Raw genomic sequence first — 26,237 nt, 5'->3', positions numbered from 1 at the left:
CTGTGGGCGATCCTAGTGATGTCGGTAGGCGGCTGTCTTACGTGCGTGCACGCAGGGAAATTTGCTTCAGGTAGGCCTTGGGCGTGAGCCCGGTGTGTTCACGGAAGCACTTGTAGAACGCTGACAGCGAGTTGAAGCCGGCGCTGAACGCCAGCTCGTCGATCGTCGCCTCGACGCGGTCGTCGTCGAGGCTGGCCATCAGGTGCTGCAGGCGGGCCTGGTTGACGTAGCGGTAGAAGCTTTGCCCCAGCACTTGGTTCAGCAGGTAGGAGATTTGGTTGCGGCTATAGCCACTGGCGTCGGCCACTTGCTGCAGGTCCAGCTCCGGGTCCAGGTAGGGGCGCTGGCGCTGGAAGTAGTGCTCCAGGTCCTGGGCCATGGTCGACAACTGCCGGGGTGACAGGCCCAGGCGGCTGGTGGCCGGGCGTGGGCCGCTGCCGGCGTGACCGCTGCCGTTCTGGCGAACAAGCGTGGCGTATTCGTTGACCCGCCAGATCAGCCCGTCTTTGACGGTGATGGCTTCGCTGGACTGGAACGCCACCAGGCCGTCGCCGCCCTGGACTGTGACCTGGTACTGGATGAACGCGGTGCAGCCATCGACGCGGATGCGGTCGCTGTGGACGATGTCTTCGCCGGCTTCGTGGGGCAGGCAGGCGCGTACGTAGTCGCGCAGCGCCTGGTAGCCGAGCACGCGGTTCTGGAAGAAGTCGTGGTACTGGATGTCGGGGTGGTACAGCGCGATGACGCCGTCGAGGTCGCGGTGCTTCCAGCACAGGTGGTAGCGCAGCACGGTGTCGGCGGTGAGCGGGGTTTGCTCGGGGCCGTCAGGAAGGGCGGTGGCGGTCATTGGGAGATAGTGCATTGCAGAACACCCAGGTGCAAGGGTGTGGATCCTGCATATTGCACGGTTCGCTCAAGCGGCCTTTGGAGTAAACCGTTGATTCATATGGATGTAATTTTTTGATACAGCTGGCATGAGGGCTGCACCTTTCTTGTCACCATCGAACAAGGAGAAAGGCCATGCGCTCGATACTGCTTTGGATGATTGGGGTGCCGATTCCGGTAATCATTCTGATCTGGTTCTTCATGCATTGAGAACCTGGGGCCGCAAAGCGGCCCCAGCTATCTAAAGGCTAAAGGAACTGCTCGGCATAGTGACAAGCCACCTGCCGCGTACTCACCTGCCGCAACGCCGGCACCTCTTTGGCACACCGTTCCGTCGCATACGGGCAACGTTTGTGAAATGCACACCCATCCGGCGGGTTCAGCGGGTTGGGCAGCTCCCCGACAATGCGGATCTTCGGCTTCAGCGGGTCGGGATGAATGGCCGGTGTCGCCGACAGCAGCGCCTGGGTATAGGGATGCAGCGGCTTCTCGTAGATATCCTCTTTAGGCCCCATTTCCGCCGGCCGCCCCAGGTACATCACCAGTACCTGGTCTGCCACATGCCGTACCACCGCCAGGTTATGCGAGATGAACACGTAGGCGGTGTTGAACTCTTTTTGCAAGTCCATGAACAGGTTCAGCACCTGCGCTTGGATCGACACGTCCAGCGCCGAGGTCGGTTCGTCCGCTACCAGCACCTTGGGTTGCAGCATCATCGCCCGCGCCAGGGCGATACGCTGGCGCTGGCCGCCAGAGAACATGTGCGGGTAACGCTGGTAGTGCTCGGGGCGCAGGCCAACCTGTTCCATCATCTTCTGCACCTTGTCGCGGCGCTCGGCTTTGCTCAGCGAGGTGTTGATCAACAGTGGCTCGGCCAGCTGGTCACCAATCTTTTGCCGTGGGTTGAGCGAGGCGTAGGGGCTCTGGAACACCATCTGCACATCGCGGCGCAGTTGCTTGCGCTCAGCCTTGCTGGCGCCTTTCACTTCGGTGCCGGCAATTTGCAGTGAGCCGGACGATGGCTCTTCGATCAAGGTCAGGGCGCGTGCCAGGGTCGACTTGCCACAGCCGGACTCGCCGACCACGGCCAGAGTCTTGCCCGCCTCCAGTTCGAACGACACGCCATTCAGCGCACGGACCAGCGCGTGGCCCTTGAACAGCCCGCGGGAGACTTCGTAATGCCGGGTAAGCTCCCGGGCGGATAGAACGACGGCCATCACGCCACCTCCTGGTTCAGCGGGTAGAAGCAACGCACCAGGCTATGGGCCTGTGGGTCGAGGGGCGGGCGCTGGCGCCGGCATGTGTCCTGCACGTACGGGCAACGCGGCGACAGCAGGCAGCCGACCGGGCGGTCGTAGCGCCCAGGGACAATGCCAGGCAGGGTGGCCAGGCGTTCGGCGCCGATGCTGTGCTCGGGGATTGCTGCCAGCAAGGCTTCGCTGTACGGGTGGGCGGGCACGTCGAACAGCTCCGGCACCTGGCCCACTTCCACGGCTTGGCCGGCGTACATCACGCACACCCGCCTGGCGGTTTCGGCGACCACGGCAAGGTCGTGGGTGATCAGGATGAGCGCCATGTTGCGCTCTTTCTGCAGGTTGACCAGCAGCTCCATGATCTGCGCCTGGATGGTCACGTCCAGCGCGGTGGTCGGTTCGTCGGCGATCAACAGCTTGGGCTCGCCGGCAATCGCCATGGCTATCGCCACACGCTGGCTCATGCCGCCGGACAGTTGGTGCGGGTAAGCATCCAGGCGACTTTCTGCAGCCGGGATCTCGACTTTTTTCAACAGTTCGAGGGCACGCTGGCGCGCGGCCTTGCCCTTCAGGCCCAGGTGCTGGCGCAGCACTTCTTCGATCTGGAAACCCACGGTATAGCTGGGGTTGAGCGCGGTCATCGGGTCCTGGAAGACCATGGCGATATCCTTGCCAACCACTTTGCGTCGTTGCCGGCCGCTGAGCTTGAGCATGTCCGTGCCATCGAAGGTGAGGGCGTCGGCGGTAATACGCCCCGGGGCTTCGATCAGGCCCATCAAGGCCATCATGGTGACCGATTTGCCCGAGCCGGACTCGCCGACGATGGCCAGGATTTCGCCGGCCTCCACCGCCAGGTCCAGGCCGTCGACGACCGGTACCGCATTGGCGTCGCCGAAGCGCACGTTGAGGTTGTTGATCTGCAACAGTGACATGGCGTTCTCCTCAGGCGGCGTTCTTGAGTTTAGGGTCCAGCGCATCGCGCAGCCCGTCGCCCATCAGGTTGATTGCCAGCACACTGAGCAGAATGGTCAGGCCGGGCAGGCTGACCACCCACCAGGCACGCTCGATGTAGTCTCGGGCCGAAGCCAGCATGGTGCCCCACTCGGGGGTTGGCGGTTGTACGCCGAGACCAAGAAAGCCCAGCGCGGCGGCGTCGAGGATGGCCGAGGAGAAACTGAGGGTGGCCTGCACGATCAGTGGCGCCATGCAGTTGGGCAGCACGGTGACGAACATCAGCCGTGGCAGGCTGGCACCGGCCAGGCGTGCGGCGGTGACGTAGTCGCGGTTCAGCTCGCCCATCACGGCGGCGCGGGTCAGGCGCACGTAGGAGGGCAGGGACACGATGGCGATGGCGATCACCGTATTGATCAGGCCAGGGCCGAGGATAGCGACGATGGCCACCGCCAGCAGCAGCGACGGCAACGCCAGCATCACATCCATCAGGCGCATGATCGATGGGCCGAGCAGTTGCGGGAAGAAACCGGCCAGCAGGCCGAGGAAAATGCCAGGGATCAGCGACATCACGACCGACGACAGGCCGATCAGCAGCGACAACCGTGCACCCTGAATCAGCCGCGAAAGCAGGTCGCGGCCAAGTTCGTCGGTGCCGAGGATGAACTGCCAGGTGCCGCCTTCCAGCCACACCGGCGGGGTCAGCAGGAAATCGCGGTACTGCTCGCTCGGGTCATGCGGGGCGACCCACGGCGCGAACAGGGCGCAGAACACCACCAGGCACATGAAGGCCAGGCCCATCACCGCGCCCTTGTTGCGCGCGAAGGCTTGCCAGAATTCTTTGTACGGCGAGGGGTAGAGCAGGCTCTGGTCCACCGGGCTGGCCGGCGACACGGATTTTGCAAGCGGGCTAGTCATGGCAAGGGCCTCAGCGCTGATGACGGATGCGTGGGTTGGCCAGGCCGTAGAGGATGTCTACGACGAAGTTGACCAGAATCACCAGGCAGGCGATCAACAGGATGCCGTTCTGGACCACGGGGTAGTCACGGGCACCGATGGCTTCGATCAGCCACTTGCCGATGCCCGGCCAGGAAAAGATGGTTTCGGTCAGTACTGCACCGGCCAGCAGCGTGCCGACCTGCAGGCCGAATACGGTCAGCACCGGGATCAGGGCGTTGCGCAGGCCGTGCACGAACACCACGCGGGCTGGCGAAAGGCCTTTGGCGCGTGCGGTACGGATGTAGTCTTCGCGCAGCACTTCGAGCATCGACGAGCGGGTCATGCGGGCGATCACCGCCAGCGGGATGGTGCCGAGCACGATGGCCGGCAGAATCAGGTGCATCACCGCGTCCTTGAACGCACCTTCTTCGTCGCTGAGCAAGGTATCGATCAGCATGAAGCCAGTCTTCGGCTCGATGTCGTAGAGCAGGTCGATGCGCCCGGACACCGGCGTCCAGCCCAGGCTCACCGAGAAGAACATGATCAGGATAAGGCCCCACCAGAAAATTGGCATCGAATAGCCGGCCAGTGAAATGCCCATTACACCGTGGTCGAACAGCGAACCGCGCTTGAGTGCGGCGATCACCCCGGCCAGCAGGCCGACAATGCCGGCGAATAGCAAAGCGGCGAAGGCCAGCTCCAGGGTGGCTGGGAACAGGGTGAGAAACTCGTTCCACACACTTTCGCGGGTGCGCAGCGATTCGCCGAGGTCACCTTGGGCCAGCTTGCCGATGTAGTCCAGGTACTGGACCGGCAGTGGCTTGTTCAGGCCCAGGCGCTCCATGGCCTGGGCATGCATTTCGGGGTCGACCCTGCGCTCGCCCATCATCACTTCCACCGGGTCGCCGGGGATCAGGCGTATGAGCGCGAAGGTCAGCAAGGTGATGCCGAAAAAGGTCGGTATCAGCAGGCCAAGGCGCCGGGCAATAAAACTCAACATTGTCGGGGTTACCTCATCAGGCCGTGGGGCGATCAGCCCGGTACGGCAGTGCCGCCGGTGCCCGTGTGGGTTGCCGGCGGTCGTTGTTGTTCTACTTCACCTTGGTGGTGGCGAAGTTGTTGTTGGTCAGAGGGCTGATCACGTAGCCCTCAACGTTGTCACGCATGGCGGTGAACATCTTCGGATGGGCCATGCTGATCCAGGGTTGGTCGTCATCGTACACCTTCAATGCCTCGCTATAGAGCCTTGCACGTTCGTCGTTGTCGATCACCTCGCGGGCGCGGGTAATCAGTTCCTGGAATTTCGAGTTGCACCAGCGGGCGTAGTTCTCGCCGGTTTTGACCGCGTCACAGCTGAGCAGCGGGGTAAGGAAGTTATCCGGGTCACCGTTGTCGCCTGCCCAGCCGGTGGACACCAGGTCCGCTTCGCCCTTCTTGGCGCGGCGCAGCATTTCCGCCCACTCCATCACGCGGACATCCAGCTTCAGCCCGATCTGTTTCAGGTCGGCCTGTAACATCTCGGCGGACAGGCGCGGGTTAGGGTTGGTCATGCCGCCACCGTTGCGGGTGAACAGCGTGATCACCGTGCCTTCCGGAACGCCAGCTTCCTTGAGCAGGGCGCGTGCTTTGTCGAGGTCGCGCGGCGGGTTCTTGTTACTGGTGTTGTAACCGATCATGGTCGGCGGGTATGGATTGACGCCCACCAGCGCGTTGCCCTTGCCAAACAGCTGATCGACGTGGGTCTGGCGGTCGAAGGCCATGTTGATGGCTTTGCGCACGCGCACATCGCTCAGGTATGGGTGCTCGGTATTCATGGCGATGTAACCGGTGACCAGCGCTTCGATCTCGGCCACCTTGAGCTTGGGGTCAGCCTTGATCGACGGCACATCATCCGGTTTGGGGTAGAGCGCGACCTGGCATTCGTTGGCGCGTAGCTTTTGCAGTCGTACGTTGCTATCGGTAGCGATGGCGAAGACCAGGGCATCGGCGGGTGGTTTGCCGCGGAAGTATTCGGGATTCGGTTTGAAACGGACCTGTGCATCCTTGTTGTAGCGCTGGAAGATGAACGGCCCAGTGCCGATCGGCTTGCTGTTCAGCTCGGCCGTTTTGCCAGCTTCGAGCAACTTGTCGCCGTACTCGGCGGAATAGATCGAGGTGAAGCCCATTGCCATGTCATGCAGGAACGGGGCTTCCGGGCGGGTGAGGGTGATCACCACGGTGTTGTCGTCGCTCTTGCTCACCGACTTGAGCAGTTCCTTGAAGGCCATGCTTTCAAAGTAGGGATAGCCCACGCTGGTCTTGTCATGCCACGGGTGATTCGGGTCAAGCTGGCGATTCAGGCTCCACAGCACATCGTCGGCATTGAATTCACGAGTTGGCTTGAAGTAGTCGGTGGTGTGAAACTTCACCCCGTGACGCAGGTGGAAGGTGTAGGTCAGGCCGTCTGGCGAAATGTCCCAGCGTTCGGCCAGTGCCGGCTGGATGTCGGTGGTGCCGGGCTTGAAATCGACCAGGCGGTTGAACACGGTTTCGGACGATGCGTCGAAAGTGACCGCCGTGGTGTACTGAACAACGTCGAACCCTTCCGGGCTGGCCTCGGTACACACCACCAGTGGTTTGGCGGCCAGTTGCGTGGTGCTGCCCAGCACCAGGACGGCCAGGGCCAGGCGTAGCGGTAGCGATTTCATGAAAGCTCTCTGCATGGGTTGAAGGCTCCCTGCTTGCATTGATTCCAGCGTAGTCGCCACGGCCCGCTGCGAAGTGGGCCGTGGCGCCGGCGGTCAGAGAATGTTGAATGGGATGGTGGTCACCACGCGGAACTCATCCAGGCTGCCATCACCCTGGGCCTTGCTGGCGCGGTGAGTGGTGTAGGTGGCGCGGATGCTGGTGTCTTTCAGCGGCCCGCTCTGCACCGCGTAACTGGTGCCGATCCCCCACTCGTAGTGGGTTTCGCCATCCAGGCCATTCACGTCGTAGGCTGTACCGCGATAGTGAGTGCCATCGATGCCCCAGCCGCGGGCGTTGTACAGGTTGAACTTCAGGCCTGGTACGCCGTAGGGCGCCATGTTCAGTACGTAGGAGATCTTCAGCGATTTTTCGTTGGGGCCGTTGAAGTCCGACAGCAGTGAGTTGGCCAGGTAGATGCCGTTGGTTTCGTGCAGGTAGTCGAAGTACTCGTTACCGTTGACCTGCTGCCAGGAGGCACCGAGGGTGTGGGCCTGGTGGGTCAGGTCGAACGACAGGCTGTAGGTGTCGTTGTCGATCTTGCCCATTTTCTGGCTGCCGGCGTCGACGGTCTTGTAGTAGTTCAGGCCGGTGCTCAGGCTGAGCACTGCGCTGTCGCCGAGCACGTGGTTGGCGCCGAAGTAGTACTGGTTCCAGAAATCGTCGACCTTGGTGGCGTACAGGCTGGTGCTCAGGCTCTTGAACGGCTGGTAGTTGATGCCGGCGGTGCTGGCGCGGTCGGTTTCCACGCCAGTGGCGCTGTATTCGCTGCGGAACTTGCTGAGGCTCTGCTCGGTACGTGGCGAGACGCGGTCGAAGGTGCCCAGGTCGAAGCTGAGGTTATCGAACTCGGCGCTGTGCAGGAACGCGCCCTGGAAGCTCGACGGCAGGGCACGGTTGCCGATGTAGGCGATCATCGGGGTGTCAACCGACTGGCGGCCGAGGGTAAGGGTAGTGTTGGACACCCGTGCCTTGATGTTGCCCAGGCCCAGTTTGCTCCACTGGCCAATGGGGTCGCCATCGCTGTGGGTCAGGGTGCGGTTGTTGGGGCCGGCGACAGCTTCGCGGCTCTGTTGCAGGGCGATGGCGTTGTAGCCAGCGGCCTCGACGGCGATGCCCACGGTGCCTTGGGTGAAGCCGGAGCTGTAGTTGAGGATGCTGCCTTGTACCCAGTTTTCCCGGCTGTGGGTGGGGTGGCGGGTGCCGTCGCTTTTGTAGTACTTCCACAGCGGGGCGCGTGCGGCGCGTTCGCGGGCGTACCAGTTGCGGGTGCTGCCAGACAGGCTCTGGCCGTCGATGAAGCCGCTGGCCTGCGCCTGCTCGCTGCTGCCTTTGAGGGTGAGCGGGATGTAGGCCTGGCTTTGCGGGTCGGCCTGGGCCACGGTGGATAAGGCACTGATGGATAACGCCAGTGCGGTCAGGGTGAATATTCTCAAGGTTGAAGCTCCCATTGTTTTCTAGTTATTGCCGGCCTTGTGGGCCGGGTGGGTGTTGCGGTGTTGCCTGGGTTGCCACGGGATCGCCGGGCTGAGTTGGGGGGGCGTGCTGCCTGTGCTGGCCTTTTCGCGGGTAAACCGCTCCCCCAGGGATCTGCGCAGACGCCTGGTTTGTGAAGATCTCTGTGGGAGCGGGTTCACCCGCGAAGTGGCCCTTGAGGGCTAAAGATCAGTCAACACTCACACCGGAAAAGTCATTGCGCCCAAACGGGCTGACCTTGAATTCGGAAACCTTGACGCTGAGCGGTTGGTTCACCGTGGAATGCGCCACCGGGGTAATCGGTACCTGCTGCTTGAGCCGCTGCTGGGCCTGCTGGTACAGGGCGGTGCGCTGCGTACGGTCGGTCACCTGCTTGGCCTGCTTGACCAGGCTGTCGTACTGCGGGTCGCACCACAGCGAATAGTTGTTGCTGCCGATGGCATCGCAGCTGTAGAGGGTGCCCAGCCAGTTGTCCGGGTCGCCGTTGTCACCGGTCCAGCCGATCAGGGCGATGTCGTGCTCACCGCTTTTCATGCGCTTGAGGTATTCGCCCCATTCATAGCTGACGATGCGTACCTTGAAGCCGAGCTTGTTCCAGTCGGCCTGAAGCATTTCGGCCATCAGCTTGGCGTTGGGGTTGTATGGGCGCTGCACCGGCATGGCCCACAGGGTGACCTCGGTGCCAGGTTTGACACCGGCCTGCTGCAGCAGCTGTCTGGCCTTTTCCGGGTTGTAGGGGGCGTCCTTGAGGCTTTCGTCATAGGACCACTGGGTGGGTGGCATGGCGTTCACCGCCAGTTGGCCGGAGTCCTGATACACCGCCTGGATGATGGCTTGCTTGTTCACCGCCATGTCCATTGCCTGGCGCACTTCCAGGCGGTCGAATGGTGGGTGCTGGGTGTTGTAGGCGATGTAGCCGAGGTTGAAGCCTGGTTGCTGCAACACCTGCAACGTGCTGTCGGCCTTGAGCGCCGGCAGGTCGGCCGGGCGCGGGTGCAGGGTGACCTGGCACTCATTGCGGCGCAGCTTCTGGATGCGCACCGAGGGGTCGACGTTGATCGAGAACACCAGGTTGTCGATCTTCACCTCATTCGGTGCCCAATAGTCCTTGTTGCCCTTGTAGCGGATCTGCGAATCCTTCTGGTATCGCTGGAACACGAACGGCCCGGTACCGATCGGCTGCTGGTTGATGTCGCTGGGGCGCCCGCTGGCCAGCAACTGGTCGGCGTACTCGGCGGAGAGGATGGAGGCGAAGCTCATGGCCAGGTTCTGGATGAACGCAGCATCGACCGTGTTCAAGGTGAACACCACGGTCAGCGGGCCGGCCTTCTCGATGCGAGCGATATTCTTGTCCAGGCCCATGCTGATGAAATAGGGGAACTCGGTAGGGTAGGCCTGGCGGAACCGATGACCCTTGTCGAGCATGCGGTTGAAGGTGAACAACACATCGTCGGCGTTGAGCTCGCGGCTTGGGTTGAAGGCCTTGTTGCTGTGGAATTTCACCCCTTCACGCAGGTGGAAGGTGTAGCGCAGGCCGTCGTCGGACACTTCCCAGCGAGTTGCCAGGGCAGGCTGCACGGCGGTGCCACCCCGTTCGAACTCGACCAGCCGGTTGTAGATGGGTTCGGCGGCGTCGTTGTCGGTGGCGCTGGTGTACTGAGCGGTGTCGAAGCCGGCTGGGCTGCCCTCGGAGCAGAACACCAGGTTGTTGGCCAGCAGGGCCGGGGACTGGCTGATCAGGCCCAGGGCCAATAGGGTCGAAAGGCGGGTAGCGTGACGCATGGCAAGTCCTTTTTCGTCTGTTTGCGCCGCCTCGTTGTACGAATGACGGCAACAGTTCGCCGCTCCCGCGGCGGATAGCAGCAGGACGACATGAAAGGGTGGCAAGGATGGAAGGGCACCCGCCGCTCAGCGGGTGCCCGGGTCAGCCTACTTGTCCACGCTGACGCCGTAGAAGGAGTTCAGTCCGAATGGGCTGATCTTGTAATCCTTCACTTTGGCGCTCATGGGCTGGTAGACGGTGGAGTGAGCGATCGGTGTGATCGGTACCTGCTCCTTGAGGATGTGCTGCGCCTTCTGGTACAGCTCGGTGCGCTTGGCCTGGTCGGAAGTGGCCTTGGCCTGCTTGATCAGGTCGTCGTAGGGCTTGTAGCACCACTTGGAGAAGTTGTTGCCATCCACGGCATCGCAGCCGTAGAGGGTGCCCAGCCAGTTGTCCGGGTCACCGTTGTCACCGCTCCAGCCAATCAGCATGGCGCCCTGTTCGCCGCCTTTGGAGCGTTTGATGTACTCGCCCCATTCGTAGCTGACGATCTTCGCCTTGATACCGATCTTGGCCCAGTCGGACTGGAGCATTTCGGCCATCAGCTTGGCATTGGGGTTGTACGGGCGTTGCACCGGCATGGCCCACAGGGTGATTTCGGTGCCTTCCTTGATGCCAGCTTCCTTGAGCAGTTGCTTGGCTTTTTCGGGGTCGAACGGGGCGTCCTTGATGCTGGTGTCATAGGACCATTGCGTAGGTGGCATGGCATTGACTGCCAGCTGGCCGGCACCTTGGTAGACCGACTCGATGATCTTTTTCTTGTCCACGGCCATGTCCAGCGCCTGGCGCACTTTCAACTGGGCCATGGGGTTGGCGTCGTTGCTGCCCTTGATCTTGTCCATCACGTTGTAGGCGATGTAGCCAAGGTTGAAACCGGCCTGGTCAGGCATTTTTAGCTTGGGGTCTTTCTTTAGTGGCTCGATGTCGGCCGGGCGGGGGAACAAAGTGACCTGGCACTCGTTCTTTTTCAGCTTTTGCATGCGCACCGAGGCATCGGTGGTGATGGCAAAGATCAGGTTGTCGATCTTCACGTCATCGGGTTGCCAGTAGTCCTTGTTGCCCTTGAAGCGGATCTGCGCGTCCTTCTGGTACTTGCTGAACACGAACGGGCCAGTGCCGATAGGCTTCTGGTTGATGTCGGCGGCCTTGCCGTCCTTGAGCAGCCGGTCGGCGTATTCGGCGGACTGAATCGAGGCGAAGCTCATGGCCAGGTTCTGGATGAACGCGGCATCGACTTCGTTGAGGGTGAACTTCACCGTGTGCTCGTCGAGCTTCTCCACTTTGGCGATATTCTTGTCCATGCCCATGTCGGTGAAGTACGGGAACTCGGTGGGGTAAGCCTTGCGGAACGGTTGCTCCTTGTCGAGCATGCGGTTGAAGGTGAACAACACGTCGTCGGCGTTGAACGGGCGGCTGGGCTTGAAGTAGTCGGTGGTATGGAACTTGACCCCTTCGCGCAGGTGGAAGGTGTAGGTCTTGCCGTCGTCGGACACTTCCCATTTGGTCGCCAGGCCCGGGATGACGGCCGTGCCACCACGTTCGAACTGGGTCAGGCGGTTGAACACGGTCTCGGCCGAGGCGTCGAAGTCGGTCCCGGTGGTGTACTGCCCCGGGTCGAAACCGGCCGGGCTGCCCTCGGAGCAGAACACCAGGTTGGACGCGGCCAAGGCCGACGGTGCACCGGTGAGCAAGCCTGCGCCAAGCAGGAACGGAATGACTGCGTGTTTGAGCATGGTGGCCTCATTGTTGTCATTTTTTGGATGAGGTGGCCTCGTGAGCCGACCTGCGGATACTTATGCAGGGGGTGTTCCCAATGCAACAGGAAGAAGGATAGTTGGCGCCGGAAAAGTGGTACGGCCGTACATGGATGTCGCATCGGTATAACTTTCGGCGAAGTTAAACGTTTGCGCGGGCAAAATGATGGCATTTTGCAGGATGTTTCGAGGCGGGAGTATATGTAGGAGGCACCTTAATGGTGCGTAGGAAGCTTCTGAAAATCTGTTTGACGCGATGCCTGGGAGAGCGGGCGCAGCCGCTCCCACAGGTGTTTCGTGAGCCCGTTAAGGCATCTGCACTTCGATCAGGCCATCGGCATTCATGCTCACTTCACTGGTGCCTGCTTCGATATCCGGCGCTGGTGCCGCTTCATCAGCCCCCATGGCCTTCATCGCCATCGGTGCGCTACGCAGGTACGGGCGTGGGTAGCCGCTGCTGTTGAGGTTCAGGTTGACCACTTTGTAGCCCTTGCCGCCCAGCGCTTCTGTGGCCAGCTGCGCGCGTGCCTTGAAGGCATCGACCGCATCCTTGAGCAGTGCATCTTCGCTGGCCTTGCGCGTGGCCGGGGCGATGGAGAAGTCCATGCCGCCCATTTTCAGCTCTTGCAGCAGGTCGGCGGTCAGCTGGGACAAGGCCGGGAAGTTGGCGCTTTCCAGGCGCAGTTCGGCGCGCTCGCGCCAGCCGGTGATCTTCTGGCCCTTGCTGTCATATACCGGGTAGCTGTTGCGGCTGCCCTGGCTGATCTTCACGTCCTTGACCTGACGCGACTGCTGCACGGCCTTGTTCATGGTTTCGGTGATCTGCTTGGCGAGCTTGCCCGGGTCGCTGTTCTGCGCTTCGCTGTACAAGGTCACGACCATCAGATCGCGCGCCACTTCCTTGCTGACTTCGGCACGCAGCGATACCTGGTTGAAACGCGGTTCATCGGCCGCCAGCGCCGGCAGGCTGGCGAGCAGGCCGCAAGACAGGATGAAGGCGGTGCCGCGACGTGGGATTTGCATGTGGTACTCCTTGGCAATAAAAGGCGTGGCGTCTGGTTGTCCATTCCACGCATGGCCCATCAGACCGGCAACAGTGTAGTGGGTTCAAAAGTGCCATCATCAACCTGTGACAAAGTGTGGCGCTTTGCCGCATCGCTGCAGCTAGGCGCCAGGCTTCGGTATACTCCAGCCGATTTTCTGGAGCACTCATCAGGAGAGCTCATGCTCGCTGCCGTACAACCGTTGTCCGCTACCCGTCAGAACCTCTGGCGCCTGACCGTCATTCGGGTCCTGGTCCTGGCTGCCCAGGCTGGCTCGGTGGGCGTTGCCTACTGGACCGAACTGCTGCCGTTGCCCTGGCTGTCGCTGGCCGGCACCTTGGCCTTGTCTTCGCTGCTGTGTGCCTTCACGGCCCTGCGCCTGCGCTTGTCGCTGCCCGTCACCGAAATGGAGTATGCCCTGCAGCTGGCTTGTGACCTGCTGATCCACAGCGCCTTGCTGTATTACTCCGGCGGTTCGACCAACCCGTTCGTTTCGTATTACCTGGTGCCGCTGGCGATTGCTGCGGTGACCTTGCCGTGGCTGTATTCGCTGATCCTGTCTGGCATCGCCCTGACGGCCTACAGCCTGCTGCTGGTGCAGTTCTACCCGCTCGAAGGCTTGCCCATGGCGCGGGACAAGATGCAGGTCTACGGCATGTGGCTGAGTATTGCCCTGGCGGCGGCCGTGATCACCTTCTTTGCCGCGCGCATGGCCGAAGAGCTGCGCCGCCAGGAGCAGCTGCGTTCCGAACGGCGTGAAGAAAGCCTGCGCGACGAGCAGTTGCTGGCCGTGGCCACCCAGGCTGCCGGTGCCGCCCATGAGCTGGGTACGCCGCTGGCGACCATGAGCGTGCTGATCAACGAAATGCGCCAGGACCATACCGACCCGCTGTTGCAGGAGGACCTGCAGATCCTCCAGGACCAGGTAAAGCTGTGCAAGGAAACCTTGCAACAGCTGGTGCGCGCTGCCGAAGCCAACCGACGCCTGGCGATCGTCGAGCAGGATGTGACTGCATGGCTGGACGAAGCGCTGAACCGCTGGCACCTGATGCGCCCGGAAGCCAGTTACCGCTTCCAGCGTCTGCGCGACGGCAAGGTGCCTCGGTTGACACCGCCACCGGACCTTACCCAGGCGCTGCTGAACCTGTTGAACAATGCTGCCGATGCCTGCCCCGATGACCTGGAAGTGCGCCTTGACTGGGACGCCCAGGACATCGTCATCAGCATCCGCGACCACGGCCCCGGCGTGCCGCCGGCCATTGCCGAAGCCATCGGCAAACCCTTCATTACCACCAAGGGCAAAGGCTTCGGCCTGGGCCTGTTCTTGAGCAAGGCCAGCGTGACCCGTGCGGGCGGTTCGGTAAAACTCTATAGTCATGAACAGGGTGGCACCCTGACCGAACTGCGCCTGCCCTATGGCAAGCGAGGAGATGAATGATGAGCGAAGAAAACCAGGTCGAAAGCGAAGAGCTGCCGCACCTGCTGCTGGTGGATGACGATGCCACCTTCACCCGGGTCATGGCCCGGGCCATGAGCCGTCGCGGTTTCCGCGTGAGCACTGCCAGTTCTGCCGAGGAAGGCTTGATCCTGGCTCAGCAGGACCTGCCGGACTACGCCACGCTGGACCTGAAGATGGACGGCGACTCGGGCCTGGTGCTGCTGCCCAAGCTGCTTGAGCTGGACCCAGAAATGCGCGTGGTGATCCTGACCGGCTATTCGAGCATTGCCACTGCGGTGGAGGCGGTCAAGCGCGGTGCCTGCAACTACCTGTGCAAGCCGGCTGACGCCGATGATGTGCTGGCAGCACTGCTGTCGGAGCACACCGACCTGGATACGCTGGTGCCGGAAAACCCGATGTCGGTCGACCGCCTGCAGTGGGAGCACATCCAGCGCGTTCTGAACGAGCACGAGGGCAATATCTCCGCCACCGCGCGGGCGCTGGGCATGCACCGGCGGACCTTGCAGCGCAAGCTGCAGAAACGGCCGGTTCGGCGCTGATTCTTTGCTCAAAGGGCCGGCTTCTTCGCGGGTTTATCCGCGAAGAAGCCGGCACTGACAGAAATTTATGTATAACACCCCGCGATCCCCGCAAATTCCGGCCGTTGGCGTATTATTAGCCGCCTAACGGCAACCCCCTCCAGGATCGCTTGCGCATGCTCGCCCTTCTTATCCAGACGCTGAACATCACGGCACCGGTTTTCGCCATGCTGTTCATGGGCGTGCTGCTCAAACGCATCCACCTGATCGACGACAACTTCAACCGCGTCGCCTCGCAGCTGGTGTTCAACGTGTGCATGCCGGCGCTGCTGTTCCTCGGTATCTATCACGCCGACCTGGCCGCAGCAGTCAAACCCGGTGTCATGCTGTACTTCATCGCTGCCACCCTGGTCGGCTTCGCCATTGCCTGGGGCCTGGCCATCTGGCGCAGCCCGCTGGCCGACCGGGGCATCTATACCCAGGGCGCATTTCGCGGCAACAACGGCGTGATCGGCTTGGCCCTGGCCGCCAGTTTGTACGGTGACTATGGTATTTCCCTGGGGGCGGTGCTCGCGGGCCTGGTCATCCTCATGTACAACTCGCTGTCGGCGGTGGTGCTGGCGGTGTACAGCCCGGACCTCAAGTCCGACCCATGGAGCATCTGCAAGAGCATTTTCAGCAACCCGTTGATCATCAGCGTGCTGGTGGCTACCCCGATGGCTTACGGCCAGGTGCCGTTGCCCAACTGGCTGCTGACCTCGGGCGACTACCTGGCGCAGATGACCCTGCCGCTGGCGCTGATCTGCATCGGTGGCACCTTGTCGCTGGCGGCGCTGCGTGACTGTGGCCGGCTGGCCATCGATGCCAGCCTGGTGAAGATGGTCTGCTTGCCGTTGCTCGGTACCCTGGGGGCTTGGTTGTGTGGCTTTCGCGGTGCGGAGTTGGGCATCCTGTTCCTCTACATCGGCAGCCCGACCGCTGCGGCCAGCTACGTGATGGCGCGGGCGGCCAATGGTAACCATGAGCTGGCGGCGTCGATCATCGTCATTACCACGCTAATGGCGGCAATCACCACCAACATTGGTATTTTCATCTTGCAGTGGGGCGGATGGATCTAGATCCTTGACTGCAAATAACAGCAACAGCACTGCCTCACTGAGCTAAAGGACACTTCATGCAAGACCAGAGCACGCCCGAGCGGTTACAGCGCGGGCTGAAGAATCGCCATATCCAGCTGATCGCGCTGGGCGGGGCCATCGGTACCGGGTTGTTTCTGGGCATCGCCCAGACCATCCAGCTGGCCGGCCCCTCCGTGCTGCTGGGCTATGCCATCGCCGGCCTGATGGCCTTTCTGATCATGCGCCAGTTGGGCGAAATGGTCGTGGAAGAGCCGGTAGCCGGTAGTTTCAGCCACTTCGCCCACCAGTACTGGAGCGAGTTCGCCGGCTTCGTTTCGGGGTGGAATTACTGGGTGGTGTACGTGCTGGTCGGCATGGCCGAACTGACGGCGGTCGGCATCTACGTGCAGTACTGGTGGCCGGAGTTTCCTACCTGGGCCACCGCGGCGATCTTCTTCGTGGCGATCAACCTGATCAACCTGACCCAGGTGAAGGTCTACGGCGAGATGGAGTTCTGGTTCGCCCTGGTCAAGGTGGTGGCCATCGTCAGCATGATCGGCTTTGGCGCCTGGCTGTTGAGCAGCGGCCATGGCGGCCCGGATGCCAGCGTGGCCAACCTGTGGCAGTACGGCGGCTTCTTCCCTAACGGCGTCAGCGGCTTGGTGATGGCCTTGGCGGTGATCATGTTCTCGTTCGGCGGCCTGGAGCTGGTGGGTATCACCGCCGCCGAAGCCGACAACCCCCGCCAGAGCATCCCCAAAGCCACCAACCAAGTGGTGTACCGCATCCTGATCTTCTACATCGGTGCCCTGGCGGTGCTGTTGTCGCTGTACCCGTGGCAGAAGGTAGTGCAGGGCGGTAGCCCGTTCGTGATGATCTTCCATGAGCTGGACAGCGACCTGGTGGCGACCATCCTCAATATCGTGGTGCTGACGGCTGCGCTGTCGGTGTACAACAGCTGTGTGTACGCCAACAGCCGCATGCTGTTCGGCCTGGCTAGCCAAGGTGATGCGCCGCGCCAGCTGCTGAAGGTAAGCCGCAGCGGTGTACCGCTGACCGCGCTGGGCGTGTCGGCCTTCGCGACCGGCCTGTGCGTGCTGATCAACTACCTGATGCCGGGCGAGGCCTTTGGCTTGCTGATGGCGCTGGCGGTGTCGGCGCTGGTGATCAACTGGGCGAGCATCAGCATTACTCATCTGAAATTCCGCAAGGCCAAGCTGGCTGCCGGCATCATCCCCTTCTACAAAAGCCTGGGGCACCCGCTGACCAACTACCTGTGTCTGGCGTTCATCGTGCTGATATTGGTGGTGATGTACCTGACCCCGCCGATTCGCATCTCGGTGATGCTGATCCCGGCTTGGATTGCCGTACTGTGGGTGGCCTTCAAGCTGAAGAAGGCTCGCCAGGCCAAATAGGCAAGGCAGTACCAGCCTCTTCGCGGGCGTGACCGCGAAGAGGCCGGTACTGGAAAAGGCTGCGTCAGCCTTGGTAGCTGTCGATCACTTCCTGCGCGGCCCTGAAGGCATCAATCGCCGCCGGCACGCCCGCATACACTGCACAATGCAGCAACGCCTCGCGGATTTCCTCGACCGTACAGCCATTGTTCAACGCCCCGCGCACATGCCCCTTGAGCTCCTGCGGGCACTTCAGTGCCGTCAGCGTGGCCAAGGTAATCAGGCTGCGAGTCTTCAGAGGTAGTCCGTCACGCGCCCACACACTGCCCCAGGCATGTTCATTGACGAAGTCCTGCAGCGGCTGGGTGAAGTCGGTGGCATTGCCCAGTGCGCGATCGACGAATGCATCGCCCATTACCTGACGGCGAATTTGCTCGCCGGTCTTGTTGCTATCAGCCATGTTGTTTTCCTTAGTGTTGGCGGCGCCAGGCACGTACGGTGGTGTACAGCAACACCATGGCGAGCACTGGCAGTACATAGAACAGCATCAATCGTTCCAGGCGGCCGGCTAGCGGCATGCCCATGGTAAAGGCTGCCACATGCAGGCCATAGACCAGGTACAGGCAAAGAAACACCAGGCCTTCGGCGCGGGTGATGCGGTAGCCGGAATAGAACACTGGCAGGCTCAATAGGGCAACGCCGAGCATTACAGGCAAGTCGAAAGACAGCGCGTTGGGCGAGATCGACAGCGGTTCTGGGGCGATCAGCGCGGTCAGGCCCAGCACGGCCAGCAGGTTGAACAGGTTGCTGCCGATGACCGTGCCCACGGCAATCTCCCGTTCGCCACGCAGGGCGGCAATCAGCGCTGCGGCCAGCTCCGGCAGGGAGGTGCAGACGGCGACGACTGTCAGGCCGATGATGCGCTCGGACAGGCCCAGGTCGGTAGCCACCTCGACGGCGGCTTCCAGCAGTAAGTGGCCCGCCAGGCTCAGCAGGCCAAGGCCGACCAACACCTGCAGCAGCGTGCCTGACCAGAAGCGCCCGGCGCTGGACCTGGCAGCATCCGGGGCGGGGTAAGTGCGTGCATAGTGGCGGGACTGGTGCCAGAGCATTGCCAGGTAACCAGCCAGGCCCAGCAGTAGCAGTGCCCCTTCCACTCGGCCCAGGTGGCCGTTGGTGGACAATGCGTACACCAGCCCGCTGGCGATGATCATCAACGGAATGTCCAGGCGCACCAGTTGGCGTGACACGCGCAGCGGGATGATCAGCGCGGCCAGGCCAAGAATGACCAGGATGTTGAAGATGTTGCTGCCGACCACGCTGCCGACCGCCACATCGGGCGCTCCCTGGTAGGCAGCCTGCAGGCTCACGGTCAATTGTGGCGCGGTACTGCCGAACGCCACCAGGCTCAGGCCGATGATCAGCGGGCGCACGTGCAGGCGCTGTGCCAGGCGCAACGCGGCGCGCACCAGTAGCTCGGCGCCGCCGATCAGCAACAGCAGGGCAATGCCCAGTTGCAGCAGGCTAAAGGTGGGAAGGGTGGCCAGGTCGAAAATGGTCGGACTCCTGTCGCGTCAGTCGCTAAGCCCTTGTACTCGCACGCGCGCTGTTCCGCTACGGAGCATGCCGATTTTTTCTGCTGCGGCGCGAGACAAGTCGATCAATCGGCCACGGGTGTGCGGGCCTCGGTCGTTGATGCGTACCACCACGCTGCGCTGGTTGGCCATGTTGGTGACCAGTACGCGGGTACCGAAAGGCAGGCTGCGGTGGGCGGCGGTAAGGCCGTGCTGGTTGAATGGTTCGCCGCTGGCGGTGCGTTTGCCGTGGTGGCGCGAGCCGTAATAGGAAGCGGTGCCCGTCTGGTCGTAACCGCGTGGGTCGATGTCATGGCTGGCGCAGCCGGCCAGGAAGGAGAAGAGGGCCAGTGTGCCGAGGGATCGTTTTAGCAAGTCAGGTGCTCTCCTAGTGCGGCCATTCGCGGCAACAGCCGCTTCCAAAGCTACGGCGCAGCCCTTCGGCGCGTCGCCGTAGCTTTGGAAGCGGCTGTTGCCGCGAACGAGGGCAAAGCCCTCGCAGCATTACGGGGGTAAAACAATCACCCTTCGAGCTTGGCTTTGAGCAATTGGTTCACCTGCCCCGGGTTGGCCTTGCCTTTGGAAGCTTTCATGGCCTGGCCGACGAAGAAGCCGAACATCTTGCCGCGTTTGGCCTCATCGGCTGCGCGGTACTGTTCGACCTGCTCGGCATTGGCTGCCAGCATTTCGTCGAGCATCTTGTCGATCGCACCGGTGTCGGTAACCTGTTTCAGGCCCTTGCTGTCGATGATGCTGTCGGCATCGCCTTCACCGGCGGCCATGGCCTCGAACACGGTCTTGGCGATTTTGCCGCTGATGGTGTTGTCGCGAATGCGCAGCAGCATGCCGCCCAGTTGCGCGGCGCTGACCGGCGCCTGGTCGATTTCGACACCCAGCTTGTTCAGCAGGCTGCCCAGTTCGACCATGACCCAGTTGGCCGCCAGCTTGGCGTCGCCACCGATCTTCACTACTTCTTCGAAGTAATCTGCCTGTTCGCGGCTGGAGGCCAACACGTTGGCGTCGTATGCCGACAGGCCGTACTGGCTTTGGAAACGCTCGACTTTCTGTGGCGGCAGCTCTGGCAGGCCGGCGCGAATGGTGTCGAGGAAGCTGTCCTCGATCACCACCGGCAGCAGGTCCGGGTCGGGGAAGTAGCGATAGTCGTTGGCTTCCTCCTTGCTGCGCATGGAGCGGGTTTCGTCTTTGTTCGGGTCGTACAGACGGGTTTCCTGCACCACCTTGCCGCCGTCTTCGATCAAGTCGATCTGGCGTTGGATTTCGCTGTTGATCGCGCGCTCGATGAAGCGGAACGAGTTGACGTTCTTGATCTCGCAGCGGGTGCCGAACTCGGTCTGGCCTTTCGGGCGGATCGACACGTTGCAGTCGCAACGCAGCGAACCTTCGGCCATGTTGCCATCGCAGATGCCCAGGTAACGTACCAGCGCGTGGATCGCCTTGACGTAAGCCACGGCTTCCTTGGCGCTGCGCATGTCAGGCTCGGAGACGATTTCCAGCAGTGGCGTGCCGGCACGGTTCAAGTCGATGCCGGTGGAACCGCTGAAGTCTTCGTGCAGGCTCTTGCCAGCGTCTTCTTCCAGGTGCGCACGGGTTACGCCGATGCGCTTGATGGTGCCGTCTTCCAGGGCGATGTCCAGGTGGCCCTTGCCGACGATCGGCAGGTCCATCTGGCTGATCTGGTAGCCCTTGGGCAGGTCCGGGTAGAAGTAGTTCTTGCGCGCGAACACGTTGCGCTTGCCGATTTCGGCGTCGATGGCCAGGCCGAACATGCACGCCATGCGCACGGCTTCCTGGTTCAGCACCGGCAGTACACCGGGCATGCCCAGGTCAACCAGGCTGGCCTGGGTGTTCGGCTCGGAGCCAAAGGTGGTGGCGCTGCCGGAGAAAATCTTCGACTGGGTGGCGAGCTGAGTGTGGATTTCCAGCCCGATCACAACTTCCCATTGCATGTGTGAATTCCTCAGAAGCCGTTGGGGGCGCGGGTGTGCCAGTCGGTCACTTGCTGGTAGCGGTGCGCGACGTTGAGCAAGCGGCCTTCCTGGAAGTACGGCGCCAGCAGTTGCACGCCGACTGGCAGGCCGTCGACGAAGCCAGCGGGCATCGACAGGCCCGGCAGGCCCGCCAGGTTGGCGGTGATGGTGTAGACGTCTTCCAGGTAGGCGGCGACCGGGTCGCTGCTCTTGGCGCCGAGCTTCCAGGCCGGGTTTGGCGTGGTCGGGCCGAGGATCAGGTCGACATCGTTGAAGGCGGCCATGAAGTCGTTCTTGATCAGGCGGCGGATTTGCTGCGCCTTCACGTAGTAGGCGTCGTAGTAGCCCGCCGACAGCGCGTAGGTGCCGACCATGATGCGGCGCTGCACTTCAACGCCGAAGCCTTCGCCGCGGGAACGCTTGTACAGGTCGGTGAGGTCTTTGGGCTCTTCGCAGCGGTAGCCGAAGCGCACGCCGTCGAAGCGCGACAGGTTGGAAGAGGCTTCAGCCGGGGCGATCACGTAGTAGGCCGGGATGGCGTGCTGCATGTTCGGCAGGCTGATTTCCTTGACCACCGCACCGAGCTTTTCCAGCTCCTTGACGCTGGCCTGGACCAGTTCGGCGATGCGTGGGTCGAGGCCTGCGCCAAAGTACTCTTTCGGCAGGCCGATGCGCAGGCCCTGCAGCGAAGCGTTCAGGTTGGCGCTGTAGTCCGGCACTGGCTCTTCGATGCTGGTGGAGTCCTTGGCGTCGAAACCGGCCATGCCTTGCAGCAGCAGGGCGCAGTCCTCGGCGGTGCGGGCCAGCGGGCCGCCCTGGTCGAGGCTGGAGGCGTAGGCGATCATGCCCCAGCGCGACACACGACCGTACGTCGGCTTGAGGCCGGTGAGGTTGGTCAGTGCAGCTGGCTGGCGGATCGAGCCGCCGGTGTCGGTACCGGTGGTGGCGGGCAGCAGGCGCGCGGCCACTGCAGCGGCCGAGCCACCGGACGAGCCGCCGGGTACGTGCTCGAGGTTCCACGGGTTCTTCACCGCGCCGTAGTGGCTGGACTCGTTGGCCGAACCCATGGCGAATTCGTCCATGTTGGTCTTGCCCAGGGTGACCATGCCGGCTTCGGCCAGCTTGGCGACCACGGTGGCGTCATACGGCGCCTTGAAGTTGTCGAGCATCTTCGAGCCGCAGCTGGTGCGTACGCCGTTGGTGCAGAACAGGTCTTTGTGGGCGATCGGCGCCCCCAGCAGCGCGCCGGTTTCGCCAGCGGCGCGACGGGCGTCGGCGGCACGTGCCTGGCCCAGGGCCAGGTCTTCGGTGACGCTGATGAAGCTGTTGATCTGCGGGTCGAGCTGTTTGATGCGCGCCAGCAGCGCGCGGGTCAGCTCTTCGGAAGAAAACGATTTGTCGGCGAGTCCGCGGGCGATCTCGGCCAGGGTAAATTGATGCATGGCAGGTTCTATCCCTTACTCGATGACTTTGGGAACCAGGTACAGACCGCTTTCGGTCGACGGTGCGATCGCCTGGTAGGCGTCGCGCTGGTTGCTTTCGGTGACCTGGTCGGGGCGCAGGCGCTGGCTGGCCTCCAGCGGGTGGGCCAGTGGCTCGATGCCAGTGGTGTCGACCGCTTGCATCTGGTCTACAAGGCCGAGAATGCTGTTCAGGGCGTCGGTAATGCGTGGCAGTTCGCCATCATTGAGGCCCAGGCGGGCCAGATGGGCGATCTTTTCCACGTCGCAGCGTTCAAGCGCCATGAGGATCTCCAAGGGAAACAAAGAACGGAATTTGGGTCCGTAGTGAGGAACATGTCAGCTTTCTGGCGGTCTAACGGCCGCGAAATTCTGCTGGCGTGCTCGGAAAAACAGCCAATTTAACATATTGGCTCCTTGCCCAAAATCCCTGCCATTGTTAGAGTTTGCCGCACTTTTTTACCCACGCTTTCCCCAGGGTCACTTTCCCATGTTCAAGAAACTGCGTGGCATGTTTTCCAGCGATCTTTCCATCGACCTGGGTACTGCCAACACCCTTATTTACGTGCGTGAGCGCGGTATCGTCCTGAATGAGCCCTCGGTTGTTGCCATCCGTACCCATGGCAACCAGAAAAGCGTCGTCGCCGTCGGTACCGAAGCCAAACGCATGCTGGGCCGTACGCCTGGCAACATTGCTGCCATTCGTCCGATGAAGGACGGCGTCATCGCCGACTTCAGCGTGTGCGAAAAAATGTTGCAATATTTTATCAACAAGGTTCACGAGAACAGCTTCCTGCAGCCAAGCCCACGCGTGCTGATCTGCGTGCCGTGCAAGTCGACCCAGGTCGAGCGCCGCGCCATCCGCGAGTCGGCTTTGGGTGCCGGTGCCCGTGAAGTGTTCCTGATCGAAGAGCCGATGGCCGCTGCCATCGGTGCCGGCCTGCCGGTCGAAGAGGCTCGCGGATCGATGGTCGTCGATATCGGTGGCGGTACCACCGAAATCGCCCTGATCTCGCTGAACGGCGTGGTCTATGCCGAATCCGTGCGCGTTGGCGGCGATCGCTTCGACGAAGCCATCGTCACCTACGTGCGCCGCAACTACGGCAGCCTGATCGGCGAATCCACCGCCGAGCGTATCAAGCAGGAAATCGGTACGGCCTACCCCGGTGGCGAAGTACGTGAAGTCGACGTTCGCGGCCGCAACCTGGCCGAAGGCGTACCGCGTGCCTTCACCCTGAACTCCAACGAAGTGCTCGAAGCGCTGCAAGAGTCGCTGGCGACCATCGTCCAAGCGGTCAAGAGCGCCCTCGAGCAGTCGCCGCCGGAGCTGGCTTCGGACATCGCCGAGCGTGGTCTGGTGCTGACCGGGGGTGGTGCGCTGCTGCGTGACCTCGACAAACTGCTGGCCCAGGAAACCGGCCTGCCGGTGATCGTCGCCGAGGACCCGCTGACCTGTGTCGCCCGTGGCGGCGGTCGCGCCCTGGAGATGATGGACAAGCACGCGATGGACTTGCTCTCCAGCGAGTGATCCCACTCGCTGTTCACGAGCGCCCGGTTTACAGGTAGTACGCACAGTGCTACCTGTATGTGCTGGGCTGGCGCCCGTTTGGGGCGCCGTATCCGTCAACCCGCAACCAGGCTGGTGCGTTGTCCCATGTCCAATGACCTCCTGAGTCGTCCACGAGGAACGGCCCATTAAACCGCTTTTCTCCAAGGGCCCTTCGCTGGGCGTTCGCCTGCTCGTTCTGGTGGTGATGTCGGTCGCGTTGATGGTTGTCGACGCGCGCTTCGACGTGCTCAAGCCCGTGCGCAGCCAGATGGGCCTGGTGCTGATGGAATCGTACTGGATCACCGACTTGCCGCAGCGTGCCTGGCAAGGTGTGGCCGGCCAGTTCGGCAGCCGCACCGAGCTGATAGCCGAAAACGAGAAGCTCAAGACCGAAGCCCTGCTGCTGCAGGGGCGCCTGCAGAAGCTGGCGGCCCTGACCGAGCAGAACGTGCGGCTGCGCGAGCTGCTCAATTCCTCGGCCCTGGTCAACGAAAAGGTCGAAGTGGCCGAGCTCATCGGTGTGGACCCCAACCCGTTCACCCACCGCATCCTGATCAACAAGGGGGAGCGTGATGGTGTGTTCCTGGGCCAGCCAGTGCTCGATGCCCGTGGCCTGATGGGCCAAGTGGTCGAGTTGATGCCCTACACCTCGCGGGTGCTGTTGCTGACCGATACCACCCACAGCATTCCGGTGCAGGTCAACCGCAACGGCCTGCGTGCCATCGCCAGCGGCACCGGCAACCCGGAGCGCCTGGAGTTGCGCCATGTGGCCGACACCGCCGACATCAAGGAAGGCGACCTGCTGGTCAGTTCCGGCATGGGGCAGCGCTTCCCGGCCGGTTACCCGGTGGCTACGGTCAACGAAGTGATCCACGACTCCGGCCAGCCATTTGCCATTGTCCGTGCCATCCCCACCGCCGCGCTCAACCGCAGCCGCTATATGCTGCTGGTGTTCAGTGATCGGCGTAGCCCGGAGCAGCGTGCCACCGATGCCGCCATTGCCCAGGAAGAGGCCGACCGCAAGGGCAGCGCGCCTGCTGGCCAGCCGGCCGCTACCGGCGAGCAGGCTGCACCTGCCGTGCCAGCCACCCCGGCAGCGCCGGCTACACCGCCCGCGCAGTCAGCAGCCCCAGCTGCTGCACCTGTCACGCCGGCCGCACCCGCTCACACCCGGAGGCAATGATGGCTGCATCACGCCGCAACAATGGCTGGGTCATCTGGCTGACGTTCGCCATCGGCTTGCTGCTCAGCGTTTCGCCCATGCCGCAGTTCATGGAAGTGTTCCGGCCCATGTGGCTGGCATTGCTGGTGTCGTTCTGGACCCTCGCCGTGCCGAACAAGGTCGGCATGACCACCGCGTTTTTGCTGGGCCTGGCCGAGGATGTGCTGTACGGCACCCTGCTGGGGCAGAACGCGCTGATCCTTACCCTCATCACCTTCCTGGTGCTGTCCTTGCAGCAACGCCTGCGCATGTTCCCCATGTGGCAGCAAAGCCTGGTCATCCTGGTGATCTTCGGCATCGCCCAGCTGATTCAGCTATGGCTCAGCGCACTGACCGGCAATCGCCTGCCTACCCTGGCGCTAGTCTGGTCGGCGGTGATCAGTGCCTTGCTCTGGCCGTGGATCAGTTTCGCCCTGCGCGATTTGCGCCGACGTTTGCATATCAATTGACGGCGACGCGCCACTGACAGGGAGATGTCTGCATGAACCCGCTATACCTGGCCTCCGGCTCGCCCCGTCGTCGTGAACTGCTGACCCAGATCGGTGTGCCGTTCAGCGTCATCAGCGCCCCCATCGATGAAACCCCGCTAGCCAACGAAAGCGCACCGGCCTACGTCGAACGCCTGGCTCGGGCCAAGGCTGCGGCCGGCCTGGCCAGTGTCGATGGCCCCGCTGTAGTGCTCGGCGCAGACACTGCCGTGGTGCTCGATGGTCGTATTCTCGGCAAGCCGGAAAACCGCGAAGATGCCTTGGCCATGCTGGCAGACCTTTCAGGCCGTGAGCATCAGGTGCTGACCGCTGTCGCCCTCGATGATGGCCAGCGCGTGCACAGTTTTTGCGTCACCAGCACAGTACGTTTTCGCACTATCAGCGCCGATGAAGCGCAGCGCTACTGGGCCAGCGGCGAGCCAGCGGACAAGGCTGGCGGCTACGCCATCCAGGGCCTGGGCGCGGTGTTCGTCACCGACATTTCCGGCAGCTACTCGGCGGTGGTTGGCTTGCCGCTCAGTGAAACGGCCGACGTGCTTGGCCAGTTCGGCATCGCCTGCTGGCAAACGCCCGTGCATACGCCAGAGGTAACAAACCCGTAGTAGCCAGCAGTGCATACG

General features: G+C 62.4%; 24 protein-coding genes. 8 read left to right on the top strand and 16 right to left on the bottom strand.

Annotated elements, in window-relative coordinates; translation table 11 throughout:
• Positions 1-37 precede the first annotated feature (37 nt).
• The 10 genes from DM807_RS26785 to DM807_RS26740 form a co-directional block, all read right to left on the bottom strand.
• Positions 38-862 (bottom strand): AraC family transcriptional regulator, encoded by an 825-nt coding sequence (locus DM807_RS26785; RefSeq protein ID WP_012270622.1) that lies wholly within the window; start codon positions 860-862, stop codon positions 38-40.
• Between the two features lie 271 nt (positions 863-1,133).
• Positions 1,134-2,102, bottom strand: coding sequence for a peptide ABC transporter ATP-binding protein (locus DM807_RS26780; protein ID WP_060493210.1), 969 nt, complete (start codon positions 2,100-2,102; stop codon positions 1,134-1,136).
• Positions 2,102-3,070, bottom strand: coding sequence for an ABC transporter ATP-binding protein (locus tag DM807_RS26775; protein WP_012270624.1), 969 nt, complete (start codon positions 3,068-3,070; stop codon positions 2,102-2,104). Before DM807_RS26775 ends, DM807_RS26780 begins: the two co-directional genes overlap by 1 nt.
• A 10-nt stretch (positions 3,071-3,080) precedes the next feature.
• On the bottom strand, positions 3,081-4,007 hold the full coding sequence (locus DM807_RS26770) for an ABC transporter permease subunit (protein ID WP_060515690.1): 927 nt from the start codon (positions 4,005-4,007) through the stop codon (positions 3,081-3,083).
• Positions 4,008-4,017: 10 nt separating this feature from the next.
• On the bottom strand, positions 4,018-5,028 hold the full coding sequence (locus DM807_RS26765) for an ABC transporter permease subunit (protein WP_060515691.1): 1,011 nt from the start codon (positions 5,026-5,028) through the stop codon (positions 4,018-4,020).
• 91 nt (positions 5,029-5,119) lie between these two features.
• Complete coding sequence (locus DM807_RS26760; protein WP_179028161.1) at positions 5,120-6,730, bottom strand: ABC transporter substrate-binding protein; 1,611 nt, start codon at positions 6,728-6,730, stop codon at positions 5,120-5,122.
• A gap of 78 nt (positions 6,731-6,808) precedes the next feature.
• Positions 6,809-8,188, bottom strand: coding sequence for an OprD family porin (locus tag DM807_RS26755; RefSeq protein WP_012270628.1), 1,380 nt, complete (start codon positions 8,186-8,188; stop codon positions 6,809-6,811).
• A gap of 229 nt (positions 8,189-8,417) precedes the next feature.
• On the bottom strand, positions 8,418-10,010 hold the full coding sequence (locus tag DM807_RS26750) for an ABC transporter substrate-binding protein (RefSeq protein ID WP_069942224.1): 1,593 nt from the start codon (positions 10,008-10,010) through the stop codon (positions 8,418-8,420).
• 147 nt (positions 10,011-10,157) lie between these two features.
• A complete protein-coding gene (locus DM807_RS26745) occupies positions 10,158-11,783 on the bottom strand; it encodes an ABC transporter substrate-binding protein (protein ID WP_060515694.1) in 1,626 nt (541 codons plus the stop codon).
• 327 nt (positions 11,784-12,110) lie between these two features.
• The gene (locus DM807_RS26740) at positions 12,111-12,827 is read right to left on the bottom strand and encodes an SIMPL domain-containing protein (protein ID WP_012270631.1); all 717 of its coding nucleotides are present in this window, start codon (positions 12,825-12,827) and stop codon (positions 12,111-12,113) included.
• A gap of 201 nt (positions 12,828-13,028) precedes the next feature.
• Between DM807_RS26740 and DM807_RS26735 the strand changes: the two genes are divergently transcribed.
• From DM807_RS26735 to DM807_RS26720, 4 genes are all read left to right on the top strand, one after another.
• On the top strand, positions 13,029-14,285 hold the full coding sequence (locus DM807_RS26735; RefSeq protein WP_012270632.1) for an ATP-binding protein: 1,257 nt from the start codon (positions 13,029-13,031) through the stop codon (positions 14,283-14,285).
• Complete coding sequence (locus tag DM807_RS26730; protein WP_003255244.1) at positions 14,285-14,845, top strand: response regulator transcription factor; 561 nt, start codon at positions 14,285-14,287, stop codon at positions 14,843-14,845. The genes DM807_RS26735 and DM807_RS26730 overlap by 1 nt, the downstream gene beginning before the upstream one ends.
• Positions 14,846-15,000: 155 nt before the next feature.
• Positions 15,001-15,942, top strand: a complete 942-nt coding sequence (locus tag DM807_RS26725; protein ID WP_012270633.1) for an AEC family transporter — start codon at positions 15,001-15,003, stop codon at positions 15,940-15,942.
• Positions 15,943-15,998: 56 nt separating this feature from the next.
• Positions 15,999-17,357: an amino acid permease gene (locus tag DM807_RS26720; RefSeq protein ID WP_012270634.1), complete on the top strand. Its 1,359-nt coding sequence runs from the start codon at positions 15,999-16,001 to the stop codon at positions 17,355-17,357.
• 64 nt (positions 17,358-17,421) lie between these two features.
• Here DM807_RS26720 and DM807_RS26715 read toward each other — a convergent pair whose 3' ends face one another.
• From DM807_RS26715 to gatC, 6 genes are all read right to left on the bottom strand, one after another.
• Entirely contained in the window at positions 17,422-17,796 is a 375-nt protein-coding gene (locus tag DM807_RS26715; RefSeq protein WP_012270635.1) for a carboxymuconolactone decarboxylase family protein, read from the bottom strand.
• A gap of 10 nt (positions 17,797-17,806) precedes the next feature.
• Complete coding sequence (locus tag DM807_RS26710) at positions 17,807-18,850, bottom strand: calcium/sodium antiporter (RefSeq protein ID WP_041166382.1); 1,044 nt, start codon at positions 18,848-18,850, stop codon at positions 17,807-17,809.
• A 60-nt stretch (positions 18,851-18,910) separates the two neighbouring features.
• Positions 18,911-19,285, bottom strand: a complete 375-nt coding sequence (locus DM807_RS26705) for a septal ring lytic transglycosylase RlpA family protein (protein ID WP_012270637.1) — start codon at positions 19,283-19,285, stop codon at positions 18,911-18,913.
• Between the two features lie 146 nt (positions 19,286-19,431).
• A complete protein-coding gene (gatB, locus tag DM807_RS26700; RefSeq protein WP_012270638.1) occupies positions 19,432-20,877 on the bottom strand; it encodes an Asp-tRNA(Asn)/Glu-tRNA(Gln) amidotransferase subunit GatB in 1,446 nt (481 codons plus the stop codon).
• Between the two features lie 11 nt (positions 20,878-20,888).
• On the bottom strand, positions 20,889-22,340 hold the full coding sequence (gatA, locus tag DM807_RS26695) for an Asp-tRNA(Asn)/Glu-tRNA(Gln) amidotransferase subunit GatA (protein ID WP_060494444.1): 1,452 nt from the start codon (positions 22,338-22,340) through the stop codon (positions 20,889-20,891).
• Between the two features lie 15 nt (positions 22,341-22,355).
• Positions 22,356-22,643, bottom strand: a complete 288-nt coding sequence (gene gatC / locus DM807_RS26690) for an Asp-tRNA(Asn)/Glu-tRNA(Gln) amidotransferase subunit GatC (RefSeq protein ID WP_003255165.1) — start codon at positions 22,641-22,643, stop codon at positions 22,356-22,358.
• 205 nt (positions 22,644-22,848) lie between these two features.
• Between gatC and mreB the strand changes: the two genes are divergently transcribed.
• The 4 genes from mreB (at position 22,849) to DM807_RS26670 (ending at position 26,219) form a co-directional block, all read left to right on the top strand.
• Positions 22,849-23,886 carry a rod shape-determining protein MreB gene (gene mreB, locus DM807_RS26685; protein ID WP_003255163.1) on the top strand — a complete coding sequence of 346 codons (1,038 nt, stop codon included), beginning with the start codon at positions 22,849-22,851 and terminating at the stop codon, positions 23,884-23,886.
• A gap of 226 nt (positions 23,887-24,112) precedes the next feature.
• The gene (gene mreC / locus DM807_RS26680; protein ID WP_244965096.1) at positions 24,113-25,090 is read left to right on the top strand and encodes a rod shape-determining protein MreC; all 978 of its coding nucleotides are present in this window, start codon (positions 24,113-24,115) and stop codon (positions 25,088-25,090) included.
• Positions 25,090-25,578 carry a rod shape-determining protein MreD gene (gene mreD, locus DM807_RS26675; protein WP_012270641.1) on the top strand — a complete coding sequence of 163 codons (489 nt, stop codon included), beginning with the start codon at positions 25,090-25,092 and terminating at the stop codon, positions 25,576-25,578. Before mreC ends, mreD begins: the two co-directional genes overlap by 1 nt.
• Positions 25,579-25,610: 32 nt before the next feature.
• Positions 25,611-26,219, top strand: a complete 609-nt coding sequence (locus tag DM807_RS26670) for a Maf family protein (RefSeq protein ID WP_179028160.1) — start codon at positions 25,611-25,613, stop codon at positions 26,217-26,219.
• The last annotated feature ends 18 nt before the right edge of the window (positions 26,220-26,237 follow it).

The sequence above is a fragment of the Pseudomonas hunanensis genome (genome assembly GCF_013393325.1).
Classification (GTDB): domain Bacteria; phylum Pseudomonadota; class Gammaproteobacteria; order Pseudomonadales; family Pseudomonadaceae; genus Aquipseudomonas; species Aquipseudomonas putida_P.
Note: the sequence above shows the minus strand (reverse complement) of the source record. Positions and strands in the feature narration are given on the sequence as shown.